Raw genomic sequence first — 14,489 nt, 5'->3', positions numbered from 1 at the left:
TGCTCAAAGGTGGTCTTATCGTCCACCATCTTCCCAGCCTTGAAGGCGATAAACTCCGCCTCCTCGCCGGTCAGGCCCTTCTTCAGAACGTACAGTTCCCGTTTCAACTGGTCCCGCTCGCTTTCCGCGGCGGTCAGTTTGCCGGAGAGGGTGTCCCGCTCGCCGGTCAGCTTATCCCAGCGTTCTTTCTCACCAGCCTGTCCAGTTTGCCAAGTGCGGTAGGCAGTCAGTTCTTCCTCGCTGGGCATCCCCTTCATGGCTTTTGCAAGCCGCTTGCCAATCATGGCATCCACTTCCGCCTGAGTGAAGGTTTTCTCAGGGGCGGGCTCCGGCGCAGGGGCCGGGGTAGGGTTATTGATAGGTTCGCTCATAAATACCTCCGTTTATTGTCAGGGCCGTCGCCCTGCGGTTTTACGCCTCTCGGCAATTAGTAAACTACTTTCATTCGTTCTTTTTGCAACGGCAGCCCCGCCGCCTCGCTGAACGACTTATATTCTGCGTTTAGCCGCCGAATGCGGGCTGTCACCGATTGAGCGTCCTCTTCCAGCCCTGCGGCCTTGTATGCCGTCTGTTCCCGCTTCAGCTTGCGGACGGTCCGCTCGATTTGCCTCTGCTTCTGGGTAGCCTCATAGGCTGTATAGTGCTTACCCTCAAAGTCAACGTCGTGGCCGTCGTCAATGTGGGCCAGCTCCTCATCGGTGTATGTGCGCTCCATCACACCATCCACAAATGCAGTCCTGATATGACGGCAGTTGGCTCCTTCCAGTCCATCCACATAACCAAGGCCGCACACCTCGTAGATGTTCGGATACTTGTCCCCGGCTCTGACAGAGTACACACGGCCCTGCCATAGCTTGTGGTTCTGCCAGCCGACACCCTTATCCCGTGCCCCGATGTGGGCGGACACTTCAAAATAAGGTGTTTCCAGATATTCAGCACTCTGCTCCGTGTACTTGGCACAGAGCTGGGATACGCCTGTCATCACTGCACGACGGGCAGCCACGTCAATTTGGTCTCGGTGTCCGCTCTCGTAATCCACGATCTTGATACCGCTGTCCGCAAGCTGTTTGACAGCGCTTTTGATGGCCTGATTGTAAGAGATGGCCCCGCTCGTGATCTGCATCTCCGCATTGTCCAGCGCCCATTGATAGGCTTTTGCAGGCTTCAGCATCGTCCGCCCATTGTCCACCAGAAATCCCATGGAGCGGGTTAGGTTTCCAACCTCCCGCTGTGCCTGTGCCATGATGGCGGCAATCTCGGTGACACTCACAAGCATTTCAGGTGCCGTCACCCCCGCAAGGTCTATGACCTCTCGGTAGTACCGCTGGTTACGCTCTACTACGTCGTCCAGCAGCTTTTTAAGGTCCCGCTGGCTGATGTTGGCGGTGCGTTGGATGGCCTTTTCGATTTCCTCCAGGCTGATGCCGTGGGAGCGAAGCGCCCGGATGTCCTGCACCGTGACCTCGTTCAACTCGCCAGTCAGTTTCAGCCGGGAGCATATCTCGTTAAGGAGGGTCGCTTCCAGACTGCGGTACAGCTCGGCCATCTCTTCCGGGAGGGCATCGAGAAGTTCCGGGGTGAATGGATATCTCATTCAATCTCCTCTTCCTCCTCGTCTGTCATATCCTCCATCTTCGGCAGCATCTTCTTTGCCGTAGCCTCGTCCTCATTCATCCACTTAGACCGGAACTCCCAGTCATTCATGATACCGGCGTTCAGAAGTTGCATATCCCTGGCGAAATCAGACTGCTTGTCCTCGATGATGGAGTCATCAAAGTCAATGGAAATCTCCACGTCCTCATTTAGTCCGGCATTCATGGCCGTGTTTCCCAGGCGGAGAATGATCCGGCACAGCTCGGTCAATACCTGCTCCAGAATGATTTCATGTTTCTTGATCGTACGGAACATGGTGCTGTTTTCGCTGATGACCTGCGTCGCTGTGGCCACGCTACCCTGGTCGAATCTGTAATGATTCTCTCCGAAGCCGCACTTGCTGGACAGCAAATTGAGCTGGTCCTGGATTCCTGTATTGTGCTCCTGCGTCCGAAGGGTCATATCGATGGGGGTGATGATCCCGTTATTGTCCGTATCCTCCGGGAGCACATAATATGTCAGGTCGTCCGGGTCGAAAAACGGCTCTCCATCCAGGTCCTTTGTAGCTGATGGCTTTACCATGATACGCTTTTTCCCCAGGATGAACTCGTTTACATAGCTGTCATAAGCCACGTCCACGCCCTTGAGCACGTCGATGGCGTTGGCAAACACAGAGATGCCAAGAGGAATATTATCGTCGTAGTTGTTGGCGATGTTGGGCCGGTCAATGACAAACTGCCGACGGTCCGACCCAGTATGTACCACCTGTGGAACCCGCTCAAAGCCTGACACATCAGCCAGTAAAACTTCCGCATCCACATTGTTGTTCCGGTATCTGTAGAGCCGGTTCTCAATGTCGTACAGGCCGTCGACCTTGTGGTGGATCTGGAGGTAGCAGTAATCCTCTCCATTGATGGTAACGATGCTGTCAAAAGCGCACTCTGTAATGATTCCATTCCGCCATGCCAGCGGCCAAATGTGCTCTACGGTCACATAGTCCATCACAATTCCGTCGGCGCTTCCGGGGACAGGCCCTTCTTCCGTGGCCTCCATGCCCACAACCCTGGGGATAAAGGCTACTGTTCCAAGGGCAAACGCCTTTTCCTGCATCTCATTTGCTTTGACCAGGAAATTGTTTTCGGTGAACACACGGTCAATGAAGTCCTGCTCCCGCTGGCCCTCCAGGGTGATTTCAACCCGTTCGTTCATAAGTAGGTTCGCCCAATCCTCCGGGATTTTCTTGCCCATATTGAGAGTGTACCGCTTGCACCGAACCACACTAGCCCCGTTGTGGACCTTGTACCTGTGGAATCCCTTTACGTCGCCCACATACCAAGACTTCCACTCCTGCACTTTTGTGTAAAACTCCTCCGGCACCGTGGAGTAACCAAGCTCTTTCAGTTTTTCTGTAATATTCATGCCGTTATTCCCATCCTTCGGAATACTCTCTCCAGGGCATATCTAGTAGCGTCAATCAGGTGATTGTTTTCATCAGGATAACCGCTGATAATTTCTCCGTCCTTATTTCGCTCATACTCATAATTCACAAACTCGTTGTATGCGTTTGGCGTTCTTCTGCGGTCAATGACAATCTTCCGCCTCTGGAGCCACTTCATGCCGTACTCTACACTCCCAGAGCCTTTAATTGCTTCTTTGGCTGGGAGCCCCATCGCCCGGTAGTCTGCTGATGATTTAGGCTCTGCGCTGTCGCAGGTAATGTAAGCGTCCTTGTACCCTTTGGAAAGAATCAACTTCCCGCTCGCCTCGTTGGTCAGCTTATTTTGGTATATCTCGTCCATCAGATAAATCGTCTCTCTGGCCCGATCATAGTGGAGGCGGATAAAGGCAAAGGGGTCAGGAAACCAGCCCCAGTCCACGCCTTGATAAATCTTGTCAAAAGACGAAATCTCTTTGTCTGTGATCTCCCGCAACTCAAGGTTTTCGAATACGTTCCCGCCAGTTCCAACAGCTTCACCTAGATATTCATGACGGTACGCCCGCTCATCTGTGGCTTTCAGGTGCTCGGCTTCCGCCATGAACTGCGCTCCCAGCCACTCTGGCGGGGCCTCAAGGTATGTACTCTTGTGGCACAGCCTGTCCACCCGCTCCTCCAAACTGTCCTTGTTGGCCCAGTTATCCCGGCTGATTGGTGGATTGTAGCTCTCAAAATTCCAGAACTTCGACCCACCTCTCATGGTAGATTGCAGTATAGTTCGGATCTCAGCCCGACCAGCGAACTGATCTTTCTCCTCAAAATGGGTGACGGCGATATAGCCAAAGGGAACCTTGATAGACTTGATTTTCATGGGATCATCCGCACCCCGGAACATAATTTTCTGGCCGGTTGGCCTATAAATCAGTTCCATAGGCTGCACCTTTGCATCCCAGTATTCTGCCATTCCAAGCTCTCCAATGCCCCAGAGATATTGTGCGTATACACTGTCTCGAATCGTATTAGCTACCTTTCGGAGCACAAGGGCGTGAGTCCCTGGGTTGTTTATCAGCAGCAGCGGAACTAGTAAGGACACACAGGAGGATTTCAGTGAGCCTCGGCCGCCGGACAGGTCGTAGTGTGTATGTCCGTGCTGAAATACATCACGGGCCAGCAAATGAAATGCGGGACCAAGTACAGTAGATAAGCGCACCTCAGACATCTATGACCACCTTGACTTCCATATCCTCACTTGTTTTTTCGATGGGCTTGTCCCTCCACCTGTCCGGTCTTCTGTTCTTCAGCCAGAAGATCTGAGCGGTGGTATCAGCTGGGATGTGGCGGATTGTCTGGATGATCTTCGTACCATCTTTGTCAGATTTTTCGATTCTTTGTTCCTGATAGTCATACCCAAGCGCACGCTTCAATAGAGCATTTTCTACTTGTATGTCCACAACTTCCTTACCCTTTTTTAAGGCCTCGGAAATCTTAGGGTATTTGTTCTTCCAGTCGTACAAAGTTGCTGGGTTTATCCCCATCTTCCCGGCTAATTGCTCGTCAGTCAGACCATCTCTGGCCCATCCTTCAAGCAGCAGAAGCCCATCCGGCTCCAGCCACCGTTGATATTTGCCTTTCGCCACAATGGGCTCACCACCTCAATCAAAATTTCCCGTACCCTCCCCCCTCCCATCATTTCAGCGAGACGGGCACGCCCTTGTATCAAAGCTCCATATTGGGGTAAACATTTTCCCACACTTTCATGTGGTAAATATTTACCTCGCCATAGTTAGCGTCGAAGATCTTTCTAACTCCATAGCCCATCCGCTCACTGACATTTTTCAGTTTTCTCCAGTCAAAGTCTTTATGAGATCGTCCGTTCATGTGTGCGACTCTCTTGATGGAATACCATTCCCTGCTTCTGTCCAGTTCTGCCTCCAGCGCTTTTCTTTTGTCCTGCTCTCCTTTTAAGGCTGTACACAACTGGATCATCACATCTGGATTCAAGATTGCCGCCTCAAGAGTTTCTGGGGTCATGTAAGCTCCATGCTTACGGACAGATGGAATCACTTCGCTTGTTACCCACCGCTTGAATTTTTTTGCTGTGGGAAGTTTGCTGGAGAGCACCAGAGAATACAGGCCACTCTCGTTGATGATGGTCATGTTTCTGGACTGGCTGCCGTCGTGAATCCCGACGTTAGCTTTATCCTCGTCATCCACGTGCCGATCGAGCGCATCACGTGGGTTGCTGTACCCCAGGGCCTGGGCAACATCCTTGCCTACCAGCCACGGTTCGCCCTTTACTTCAACAGTGCGGATGACTCCAAACTCTGGGCTTTCAAAGAGCTTCATTTTGTTCATGTGAGAGGTCTCCTTTCGTATATGTTAGGAGAGGTGGCGGGGGCATATCCCGCCATGCGTTACCCCTCAATTTAAGCTTTCCGCCCCCATCTCCCGCAACGAGGCACGGCATATATACCCCTTCCGGGGTATGCTCCGGGTTTGGTCAGGCTTTCCGGGGGCCTGCTCTGTAAGGACTTGCGTCCTGGTGCCACCGCCCGCCTCATGCGGCGAGGAGCGGCATATAAAGCACCACCACATGGATGATGCTTTGTCCGGCATACACCGGACTTCTCTGGAGCCGAGAGGCGGTAATGAGCCGCCACGACCTCGCCGCCGTTCCCATGGCTGCGGTCCGGCCTTCTGCTACAGCACTCGGCATATTTTTGACTATCTGATACAGGTACTCATAAAAATCATAAAAGACAAGTTCCAGACCATTCCAATCAGGTCATCTTTTTCCTTCGCTTTGAAGGCTAAATAAGCATTTGCAATCATAAGAACAAGGCAGATAAATTCTGCAATGATTTTGATTTTTTCCATCATTCTTGCTCCATCATCACATAATTGCAGCAGAGGACGTTTAACTCGGATAATCCATCTGCCTATAACGCCGAGTATCACATGTGCGCTTCCCGCTTAATTGTCACACCCTTATGTGCGGCCGGTCATTCCGTCCTGGTACACATAAGGCAGTTTTCAGCGGGATAGCGCCGGGGCAGGTCATAGCTGCCGCCGCTTCCGCCTCCATGACAGGCGGGCTCCGTTACCTATCCCCCAGGGCAACGGTTGCTTTAATCCTTGGGGTAAGCGTCTTTCCGCAGTCAGCTCCTTGGCCTTTGGAGCGCATTGTCTAATGCCCGTAAAGGGCGATGTTGCCGCATGGAGGGCGAGACCCTCCGGCCCGGATGTGTGGGCTGATGCGCTCGTGCGGCGTATGTACCCCGGCAAGCGCCGGGGTTGAGGAGGAAATAGAAGAAGCGAATGGGAGCGCAGGTGTATACGCTCCCACACTCCCATTGTCGCATACATATTTCTGCTCACTCATAAAACTTTATGAATTCGCAATATTTTCTATGAGATTATGAAAGTTTAGGGCTTACTCTTCCTCCATTTTGCAGAGTTCATCGAGGCTAATGTGATAATATGCCGCAATCAGCTTTAGGGCTGTCATTTTTGGCTCCACTTCCCCTCTCTCATATTTTCGTAATGCATCAGGGCTTAAGCCCATTAGCTGTGATGTAACCGTCATGCTCCTGACCGGCCTCATAGACTCCCTTAACCTTCTTAGCCGCTCTGGAAACTCGTTCATCCTACCACCATCCTTATAATCCCTGCTGTTCCAGAGGGCAGTCAAAGGATACTCTTTTTTTCCGCTTTCCTATTTCCTTGGATTCACAGTGGTCCACGTCTCCCACTCTACGGCATCCGGTATCTAATAGATGGTTGCAAAAGGGCGCATCCTTGGAATTATTGATACCTCGCCAGTAGACGCAGGTTTTCCCCTTGTCACAGATTTCGACCATATCTCTCCTCCCAGGGTTTAAACAGGTCATCTCCAACAATGGCCCTGATCTGCTCGTCAATCTTTGCTTTGGCATAGACGAACTCACCATCGTCCTGCTGATCCTCACAGACCATCCGTGCCATACCGTTCATGGCTTCTATGTATGCGGTCCAGAAAGCCTCAGACCTACCGGGGCCAAGCTGGAGGACCTCGTGAGCGGCAATCATGGCAGCATCTTGTCCCATCTGCATCAGCATGTCCATTTTCAGATGGAAAAGGGCGTTATATTTGGCCTCTATCTTGGATATCAAAGCATTTGGCTTCAATGTCCGCCCTCCCCGTCGTGGATGGAGCCAACGATCTCAATTCCGCTTGTTGAAAGGTGCTTGTTTACGCCCATACTTTCAGCGCCATTCAGCCAAACGCAAAATCTATTCCACTCTGGGTCATAGCATACGGGGGCTTCCTTTTGCTCGTCCTTCCAGTTAGTCCAACGGATGATATCCCCCTCAAAAATCTTCTTCCCGTTCTTGTCGGTCAGTCCGGTGTACTGACAAACCGTGGAGGGGTCAACCTCGTAAGCTTCACCATGCCGATTTCTGAACATAATAAAGGGATTTAAGCTATCATGGAGTCGGTATAGATAACCTTCCACCCATGCACCATCACTCAGCCGCTTGGCTTTGAAAAGGATTTCTCTGGTCATTTGGCACCTCCTATGATCTCGTCAAGGGTGACGGTTTTGCCAGGGTGGAGGGAGGGGAAATGGTCTACGTTTAGCTCTATCGTCGCACCAACAACAGAAATGGCCCCAGATTCGGCTTTCACAATCGCTTTTGCACATGGCCACAGTGTCTTGATAGCCTTCGCCCTTTCCACCTCCTGCTGGGTGAAGCGTGGCTTGCGGATGATGCGGTCGGGGTGGTCTAGTGAAATCAAAAGCGCAACGCTGGAATTTGCTTTGTTGGGTGGCTCTGTCTGGTATGTACCATTCTCCAATATCCAAAACTCGATTTTGTCTGAGTAGTGCTTGATTTTGAAGCGCTCTCCGACTTCTACCCCTAACCGCTGGCAGATGTAGGGCTTCTGCTTGTCCATGTCTTCCTCCTTACACAAATCCATATACTTAGCGCAGTCAACGAGCCAGCAGTCCAGCAAATCGGAGGCCCACCAATCCAGCTTGTCCCACAAGGCCCAGATTTCCGGCATTTTTGCTTCTGAGGCCGTTTTTAATGCTTTGGCCCATCCGCTTGTACCGCTGAGATCGTACCATTTTCCCTCAGTCTCCACGTCGCCGAATGTATTCTCAAGTTCACGTTTGAAAAGGCGCAGAAATGCAAAAAACGGTTCTTGAGACTCGCTCGTCTGTTTGTCCATGTTGGCCTCCTCCTTATGTTTTCGTGGCTCCACGCAATCATCCTCCACCACCTCGAACCCCATCAGGCGGGCGGCTTCGTGGGGGTGGTATTCTGCCCAATCTGCACATACTTTGTCAGGGTCTCCTACCGGCTCTCTAAGAGCACAGTTATCACACCATCGTTGCTTGCAGTAATGGTCTACTGCATCTGAAATGGATAACACTTCCCCCGTCTCAGGGTTCCGAAACTTCATGCTCGGCCTCCTTTCGCTGTCCGTAAGAACAAAACTCCAGCGGATGATATTCGTAGGTGTTTTGCTCAAGCACAGGATTTCTCCCAATAAATTCAATGCGGCGAATACATTCATCTTGATATTTGCACTCCCGGCACCTGACCACAGGCACGGCGGAGACAAGGGGCACTTCTCTAAGAGTTTCTTTTGCTAAGATTTCCCAATCTGAGCACCCAAAATAATCCTCTGCAACATCGCGGTCAATCAAATTCGCTTCCATGCTCGTCCTCCTTGTCCACGTGAGCGCCATGGGCGCAATAGAAATCCCCAGGGAGAGCCACGCCCCACACCTGGCACCCTCCGATCATGCCAATATCATCGCCCATATCTTTATAGATGCGGTACTTGCAGTTTTGGCAGTACACCACCTCCGCAACGTCGGCGGCGGGGAGGTCTGACAGCATGGCCTCGATCTCGGAAGAACTAAAGTTCCCAGACTTGTAAACAATAGTGCATCCATCTGATCCATCATTTTCCGGGTCAACTGGATAAAACAGGGCGATTGCCTGCTCCCTCTCGATGTACTCCTTCATTCCTGTTTCCTCCATGTATTGTATGGGGCATGATATAGCCTGCCGTCTCCTGTTCTAACCATAATTTGTGGTGCGCTGGCAGTAGGGGTATAAATTTTAACTATAACCCCACATACTCCACTCAGCACACAGACTACCTTATCCCCGATGTTCATCCCTGCTCCCTCCGTAGTGCGGCCTCGGCCTCGGCACGAGTGAGAAAGACGGTTTTCCCGATTCCGTTAAAATCTACCTCGTAACCTATCCAGTGAGTGGATTTCCTGTCTGTATGTGTCGATAGTTTCCAGCATCCACTTGTCCAATTGTGGATAGACTCAACTTCCGTTTCCCGCACCTGCTCTTTATCTACATAATAGAGCTTATCATGTAATTTTACGGGCAGCACCACGCACAGCCCCTCCCGTTCGGCCTCGGCTATCTCCCTCAGCCTGTCCAACGAAATCTTAGCTGTCAAGCTGAATCGCTGCGAAACCTCGTCCCGCATGGTCATGCGCTGGTTGCACAGCACGCGCAGGCGGTCAAGGTCGTATTCGCCTGTGCCGTCGCAGAGAATGTCCTCGATGGCGGCGAGACGGTCAAAAATGTCATTCAACTCCATGCCACACTTCATCCCTGCAATTATTTCATGCTTCCCATTCTGATAAACGCCGGTTTTTACAGTCAACCGTTCCATGTCAGTCCTCCTTCGGGCCGCGCCTTAGATACTTCGGCATACACTCAGCCCACGAGCCTAAAATGCGTTCCGCCTCTTCCAGCGCCTCGGTTTCATAGCTATGCGGCATCTCCTTGTCGCTGTTGATATAGGAAAACCACATCATAGCAAGGGCTCGCTTCACCTGCTCCAGCTCGGCCCGCAGCTCTGGGATGAGCGGGCAATGTGCCGCCGGAACAGCGGTGCAAAATCCACCAACCGCCGTGCAGTTCCCGTTGTCTGGGTGTATGTAAGGGCAGCCGATGCAGTTTGGAATGGCCTTTGGCTGATACGCACCACACGGCCATGTCAGGCCAGACCCAGTACGGCAATCGTCATATTTGGTGCAGCTCTCACATTTCATCAGGCGTCCTCCTCTCCCTCCGGCTAAAACAGCCGGTAGTTTAGTTCGTCGTCCAGCATTGACCAGCGGAAAACTTTATCATCCACATAGATCATCCCCTCATCCTCCAGTTGGAAGCGCCTGTCAAAGTCGTGAACTGTATGTCCGTCCGCCTTGAACGTCACGGGGCTATCCTTATCCCATTTGAGCATCAGCGCCCACAAATCCGGGTAGCTCTTCCGAAGAATCCTGAGCTGTCCTACACTCTGATTGTGGCAGAACCAGCATCCTCCACGGGTAGCGGTGGTGTAGATTGGGGATAGCAAATCGTTCTCTTCACACCATCGGCGGCAATCCGTCTCTGTCCATCCTGCCTCCACCAGAGGACTTTTCTTTTTGTCAGACAGGCTATGGAACCTATTCGGTTCGTCTGCGGCGATGCCGATGTACTGGACGGCGTCTCTCAGGAGCCGCCCTAGAACGTGTTGCTTTAGACGGCTATTACACCAAGGCCCTCTCTGATAGGGCCAGCCGTATATTTTCCCGCCGCGCTCTCCGTCGCCCTCGCAAATCATGTAGAACAAGTCCTGATAACAGCGCTTCGCCCTAACGTGCTCCACCTCGATTCCCCACCGCTCCTTGACGATCTTGTCGGCCTTGGACTTAAACTCCACCATCGGCGGCAGGTCGGCAGGGATGGTGTCTGTGGCCCAAACTTCGGCATGCACGATCCGGTCAAGTGGCCATCCAAGTTCCTCAATCGCTCCCAGACAAGCCAACGAATCCTTGTCAGCTAACCATAGCTGAGGCTCAAAATATGCTCAGGCATGGTTGGCATCACCGTCCTCTCCCTCCGGCGGGCGGCGGTCAGGCAGTTCCGGGATTGGTAGCCAATGGGTGACTCGCCCATAGAGCTCATCAAACACAAAGCATTGAGTGCTATCAATCCAGTCAATGCCAATGCGGCCATTCCCGTAGTGTACCAGCACATCTTTTCGCTTCTCTGGTAACCTCTTATTCACGCTCACCCACTCGTTCGGCGGGGTGATGGTTGGCACCTCTTGGATTATTTTCCTTGCCGCCGCATTAAAAACCTGTTCATCCTCTGTATCTGCTGGGCTATATGCGAACTTTTTCAACAGTTCGTTACCGTCAATCAGTCGTACTGCCATCTTTCAGCGCCTCCAGCATCTCCATCTCCTCCGCGCTCAAAATCGGCGCACGGGTGTTCCATATCTGCCGTGCTTCTTCCAAGTCGTACCCCGCCGCCATAAACCCACATGGGCATTCAATCATTACACATGCCATCACGGCCCTGTGCTTCGCGTCCTCACCTCTGCACCCTGGGCACGGCAACAGCACCCCCGCCTCCGTCAGCCGTCTGGCCGCCTCTTTTGAGCCGAGCATCGCTAATTTAATGTCATCCATGTATAATCCCCTTCTCTATGTCCGCTATGGCCTGAAACACCGGATAAAACTGCTGGGGAACTACTGCGTTTCCAAGGCATTTAAGTCTGTCCACCCGAGAGGGAACCCCATAAGCCACTCTACAAATGTCGGGTTCAATTGGCCACCAGCCACCACGTCCAGGCTTGGCCCTCCGTCTCTGTGCCTCTCTCCATTCCCTCTGCTGTTCTGCGCTTTCGGCGTGGGCCACATCTTCACCATCCCGCTCAAATTTGGCTCGCCCCTGCTGTTGTGATAAAACTTCCGGTTCGCCGAATCTGACGCAATCGGAGTTTTCCAAAGAATAGGTTCTCCGTCCTCTCCCGTTATGTTTTCTTTCCAGCGCTCTACACCCGATAATCGCGCATCTGTCCCTCCTGTGCGGGGCGTCGACGGAACAAGCCGGAATAATAAACGCTTGGACGGAGTAACCTTCGTTTTCCAGGTCAGCGTACACCTGGTCGAGTGCCATATTGACGATCCCAGCAACATTCTCGCCAACGACCCAAGCGGGCCGGAGTTCCGATATAACTCTAAGCATTTCAGGCCAGAGGTAACGGTCATCGTCACTGCCTCTTCGCTTCCCGGCAACGGAGAAGGGCTGGCACGGAAATCCTCCTGAAACAATGTCAGCTGTTCGCAGTCCTGTTTTTTCATAAAAGCTCTCCTTTGTCAGCGTCCTGATGTCCCTCCAGCGTGGCACATCTGGCCAGTGTTTTTCCAGCACCTTTGTCGGATAGTCCGCCCACTCACATTGTCCAACGGTTTTAAATCCAGCCATTTCCGCCGCAAGATCCAAGCCTCCAATGCCGGAAAACAGGGATAGATGGGTTAGCTTCGCCGCCTCTTTGTCGCCCAGCAGGGCGGCCTTCTCATCCTTCACGATATCTCCTCCTATGGTTTTTCTCCTGGTTCCTCGATCTCGATCTCTATCCTTGGCTTTCCCTTGTCCACAGCGAAGCTGTCAGAAAATCCTTCGATATTCTCCCAGCCGTCATTCCTCAGAACACCCATCTTCACTAAGGCGTCCTGGATAACCTTCCGGCCAAAGCTGGAGATGTTGTCCTTGTCCCGCCTCCGGTTTTTTTCCACCCAGAGGTATCGCATGAACACAGGCTCCCGCAAAGGCGTTCTGATTTGACGTCTAAGAGCTATGATTACCGATGTCTGGCAATCCCGTTTCAGTTTTGCCCCCTTCTGCCGGTGGCCCCGTTCCGCTTCTATGTACTCGTTGAGACCAGGCAGAGAAAACGGGATGATCAGCCGCATGTTTTCCTCCACCACTTTTCACGCAGTGGCTCTTGGGCTATAACGATATTTTCCACTGCTGGCGGGGCCTTGTATGCCTCCAACACAATTCGAAGCGCCTGCGCAACTTCCCGATGGTCTTCCGCGAAGAATGTCCCGGCTTGAATCAGCGCCTCTCTCCGTCTGATCTCTCCCTCTATCAGCTCCATTATTCGCGCCCTATCCATTCTTCATCTTCAACTCCCATGTGTAACATTTTGACGGGCTTCCATCAGCCTGGTAGAACCGCTTAGACGCTTCGTTGTAATCAAGCCGCACCCGATCCCTCGCTCCAAACTCTCTATTCTTCAGCACGGTCAGGAGTGTAGAATATCCCACCTCCCGCACCTTCTCCTCCGGTACCCGCTCGACCTTGAACACGTTGTCAGCCCGGTTTGTAATATCCGCGCTCCCACCTACATCGTCCGCTTCAATCGGGCCGTCCGTTTTCCTGGGATGCGCCACCAGATGCACATGGACATCCAGCCGCTTTGAAAACGCCACCAGCCTCCCGGCAAATGAGGACTGCGCCCTCCAAAATCCAATTTGCTGCTCGTTCTTTAGTTCAGCCGTCATGATGTTATCTACAAGAAACGTGTCACACCCATACCTCCGGTTGGCATACTCGAAAAGTTTGAGAATGTTGTCCTCGTCATGGGCATTCTTCTGCTGAATGTCCGTTAAAAACAGCATCTTGTCCCACCACTCGTTGATTGCTGGTATAACCCGATCCTCAACATCGTACATAACTCGGCCCGTCCGTTGGTCCTCCCGCCGCCGGGTGTGGAGATAACCCGCCGCCTGCTGGAGCAGCCCAAGTTTAAACTGCTCCTTTGGAAGCTCCCCAGAGTAGGCGCAGACGCAATGGCTTTGGTTCACCGCGTCTAACAATATCTGTCCCAGAATTGTGCTCTTGCCCTCCCCACGCTTTCCGGTCCAGACGGACAGCTCTCCGCCTACAAAGCCTCCAATGGCCCGGTCCAGGTCAGGGATACCGGACACCACCCGCTTGGCGTTTTTCCGCTGTGTTGTGTCCACATCCGCCAGGTTGAGCAATCCTTGAGTGGGCAGCTCCTCCGCGTTGAGCAACAGCCGGTCAATGGCTTTCAGGCCGCCCTCCTCCCGCAATGACCACACCGTCTCGCACCCCAGGAAGTCACGTGGCGCTGGTACCATCACCGGGATGGGCACTCGCGCGGTCAACTGCTCCGCCGCCTCATCCTGTGCGGCACCAGGTGGGATCGCCAGCAGGATATACGGGAACTGAGCCAGCCACTCCGTCCATCCGTTGACCTCAGACCAGGGTGCTGTCAGCGATTTGCACACCGCGTTGATCCTCACTGCGTCCACGTCCTCCGCGTTCCGTACCCACCAAAGCCCCGTGGGCTGGGATGGGTCTATGAACTCAGGACGGAACAACAGGGCGTCATTTGGCCCAGTAATCATCCTCTCCGTCCCCCTTCCGCTTGTCTTCCACCGCGTCCCAATCGGCTAAACATCGAACGCCTTGAGCCAGCTTGTTTCGCAGGATCGCCCGGATATATGACCAGGACGTTTTTTTCTCATCCAGGGCAATATCAAACGCCCTTTGACAGCACTCCGGCCCCATCTGCTCCACATAGCCCTTTAGCTCATCAAGGCTCTGTTGTGACGGATTGGCGTTGATTTTA

At 52.8% G+C, this 14,489-nt stretch carries 22 protein-coding genes and 1 pseudogene; all 23 read right to left on the bottom strand.

The features are described 5' to 3' along the window. A pseudogene (locus ACEVJK_RS14015) lies at window positions 1-371 on the bottom strand (hypothetical protein); the annotation flags it as partial. Between the two features lie 56 nt (window positions 372-427). Beyond that, window positions 428-1,594 (bottom strand): phage minor capsid protein, encoded by a 1,167-nt coding sequence (locus tag ACEVJK_RS14010; RefSeq protein WP_374740858.1) that lies wholly within the window; start codon window positions 1,592-1,594, stop codon window positions 428-430. Then, window positions 1,591-3,012, bottom strand: a complete 1,422-nt coding sequence (locus ACEVJK_RS14005) for a phage portal protein (RefSeq protein ID WP_374740857.1) — start codon at window positions 3,010-3,012, stop codon at window positions 1,591-1,593. The genes ACEVJK_RS14010 and ACEVJK_RS14005 overlap by 4 nt, the downstream gene beginning before the upstream one ends. After that, the gene (locus ACEVJK_RS14000) at window positions 3,009-4,247 is read right to left on the bottom strand and encodes a PBSX family phage terminase large subunit (RefSeq protein WP_374740856.1); all 1,239 of its coding nucleotides are present in this window, start codon (window positions 4,245-4,247) and stop codon (window positions 3,009-3,011) included. Before ACEVJK_RS14000 ends, ACEVJK_RS14005 begins: the two co-directional genes overlap by 4 nt. Next, window positions 4,240-4,665 (bottom strand): transposase, encoded by a 426-nt coding sequence (locus ACEVJK_RS13995; RefSeq protein ID WP_374740855.1) that lies wholly within the window; start codon window positions 4,663-4,665, stop codon window positions 4,240-4,242. Before ACEVJK_RS13995 ends, ACEVJK_RS14000 begins: the two co-directional genes overlap by 8 nt. Window positions 4,666-4,744: 79 nt before the next feature. Next, window positions 4,745-5,383: a Bro-N domain-containing protein gene (locus ACEVJK_RS13990; protein ID WP_374740854.1), complete on the bottom strand. Its 639-nt coding sequence runs from the start codon at window positions 5,381-5,383 to the stop codon at window positions 4,745-4,747. A gap of 369 nt (window positions 5,384-5,752) precedes the next feature. Beyond that, entirely contained in the window at window positions 5,753-5,986 is a 234-nt protein-coding gene (locus ACEVJK_RS13985) for a hypothetical protein (protein ID WP_374740853.1), read from the bottom strand. A gap of 475 nt (window positions 5,987-6,461) precedes the next feature. Continuing rightward, window positions 6,462-6,674, bottom strand: coding sequence for a helix-turn-helix domain-containing protein (locus tag ACEVJK_RS13980; protein WP_374740852.1), 213 nt, complete (start codon window positions 6,672-6,674; stop codon window positions 6,462-6,464). A gap of 197 nt (window positions 6,675-6,871) precedes the next feature. Further along, window positions 6,872-7,195 (bottom strand): hypothetical protein, encoded by a 324-nt coding sequence (locus ACEVJK_RS13975; RefSeq protein ID WP_374740851.1) that lies wholly within the window; start codon window positions 7,193-7,195, stop codon window positions 6,872-6,874. Beyond that, window positions 7,192-7,575: a YopX family protein gene (locus tag ACEVJK_RS13970; RefSeq protein ID WP_374740850.1), complete on the bottom strand. Its 384-nt coding sequence runs from the start codon at window positions 7,573-7,575 to the stop codon at window positions 7,192-7,194. Before ACEVJK_RS13970 ends, ACEVJK_RS13975 begins: the two co-directional genes overlap by 4 nt. Then, window positions 7,572-8,480, bottom strand: a complete 909-nt coding sequence (locus tag ACEVJK_RS13965) for a hypothetical protein (protein WP_374740849.1) — start codon at window positions 8,478-8,480, stop codon at window positions 7,572-7,574. Before ACEVJK_RS13965 ends, ACEVJK_RS13970 begins: the two co-directional genes overlap by 4 nt. Next, the gene (locus ACEVJK_RS13960) at window positions 8,461-8,739 is read right to left on the bottom strand and encodes a hypothetical protein (protein WP_374740848.1); all 279 of its coding nucleotides are present in this window, start codon (window positions 8,737-8,739) and stop codon (window positions 8,461-8,463) included. Before ACEVJK_RS13960 ends, ACEVJK_RS13965 begins: the two co-directional genes overlap by 20 nt. Then, window positions 8,720-9,052 (bottom strand): hypothetical protein, encoded by a 333-nt coding sequence (locus ACEVJK_RS13955; protein WP_374740847.1) that lies wholly within the window; start codon window positions 9,050-9,052, stop codon window positions 8,720-8,722. Before ACEVJK_RS13955 ends, ACEVJK_RS13960 begins: the two co-directional genes overlap by 20 nt. 151 nt (window positions 9,053-9,203) lie before the next feature. After that, window positions 9,204-9,725, bottom strand: a complete 522-nt coding sequence (locus ACEVJK_RS13950) for a hypothetical protein (RefSeq protein ID WP_374740846.1) — start codon at window positions 9,723-9,725, stop codon at window positions 9,204-9,206. Between the two features lies 1 nt (window position 9,726). Next, complete coding sequence (locus ACEVJK_RS13945) at window positions 9,727-10,107, bottom strand: hypothetical protein (RefSeq protein ID WP_374740845.1); 381 nt, start codon at window positions 10,105-10,107, stop codon at window positions 9,727-9,729. A 23-nt stretch (window positions 10,108-10,130) separates the two neighbouring features. After that, window positions 10,131-10,814: a hypothetical protein gene (locus ACEVJK_RS13940; RefSeq protein WP_374740844.1), complete on the bottom strand. Its 684-nt coding sequence runs from the start codon at window positions 10,812-10,814 to the stop codon at window positions 10,131-10,133. 93 nt (window positions 10,815-10,907) lie between these two features. Continuing rightward, window positions 10,908-11,258, bottom strand: a complete 351-nt coding sequence (locus ACEVJK_RS13935; protein ID WP_374740843.1) for a DUF551 domain-containing protein — start codon at window positions 11,256-11,258, stop codon at window positions 10,908-10,910. After that, complete coding sequence (locus tag ACEVJK_RS13930; protein WP_374740842.1) at window positions 11,239-11,382, bottom strand: hypothetical protein; 144 nt, start codon at window positions 11,380-11,382, stop codon at window positions 11,239-11,241. The genes ACEVJK_RS13935 and ACEVJK_RS13930 overlap by 20 nt, the downstream gene beginning before the upstream one ends. Before the next feature lie 124 nt (window positions 11,383-11,506). Next, the gene (locus tag ACEVJK_RS13925) at window positions 11,507-12,313 is read right to left on the bottom strand and encodes a DNA cytosine methyltransferase (RefSeq protein ID WP_374740859.1); all 807 of its coding nucleotides are present in this window, start codon (window positions 12,311-12,313) and stop codon (window positions 11,507-11,509) included. Between the two features lie 113 nt (window positions 12,314-12,426). After that, on the bottom strand, window positions 12,427-12,801 hold the full coding sequence (locus tag ACEVJK_RS13920; RefSeq protein ID WP_262669386.1) for a hypothetical protein: 375 nt from the start codon (window positions 12,799-12,801) through the stop codon (window positions 12,427-12,429). Further along, window positions 12,792-12,989, bottom strand: a complete 198-nt coding sequence (locus ACEVJK_RS13915) for a hypothetical protein (RefSeq protein ID WP_186853341.1) — start codon at window positions 12,987-12,989, stop codon at window positions 12,792-12,794. Before ACEVJK_RS13915 ends, ACEVJK_RS13920 begins: the two co-directional genes overlap by 10 nt. 10 nt (window positions 12,990-12,999) lie before the next feature. Continuing rightward, on the bottom strand, window positions 13,000-14,265 hold the full coding sequence (locus ACEVJK_RS13910) for a DnaB-like helicase C-terminal domain-containing protein (protein WP_262669387.1): 1,266 nt from the start codon (window positions 14,263-14,265) through the stop codon (window positions 13,000-13,002). Beyond that, on the bottom strand, window positions 14,246-14,489 hold a 244-nt coding region (locus ACEVJK_RS13905; protein WP_374740841.1), incomplete at its 5' end, for a DnaD domain protein. The genes ACEVJK_RS13910 and ACEVJK_RS13905, both read right to left, overlap by 20 nt.

It is taken from the genome of Flintibacter sp. P01028 (assembly GCF_041925235.1).
GTDB lineage: Bacteria > Bacillota > Clostridia > Oscillospirales > Oscillospiraceae > Lawsonibacter > Lawsonibacter aceti.
Note: the sequence above shows the minus strand (reverse complement) of the source record. Positions and strands in the feature narration are given on the sequence as shown.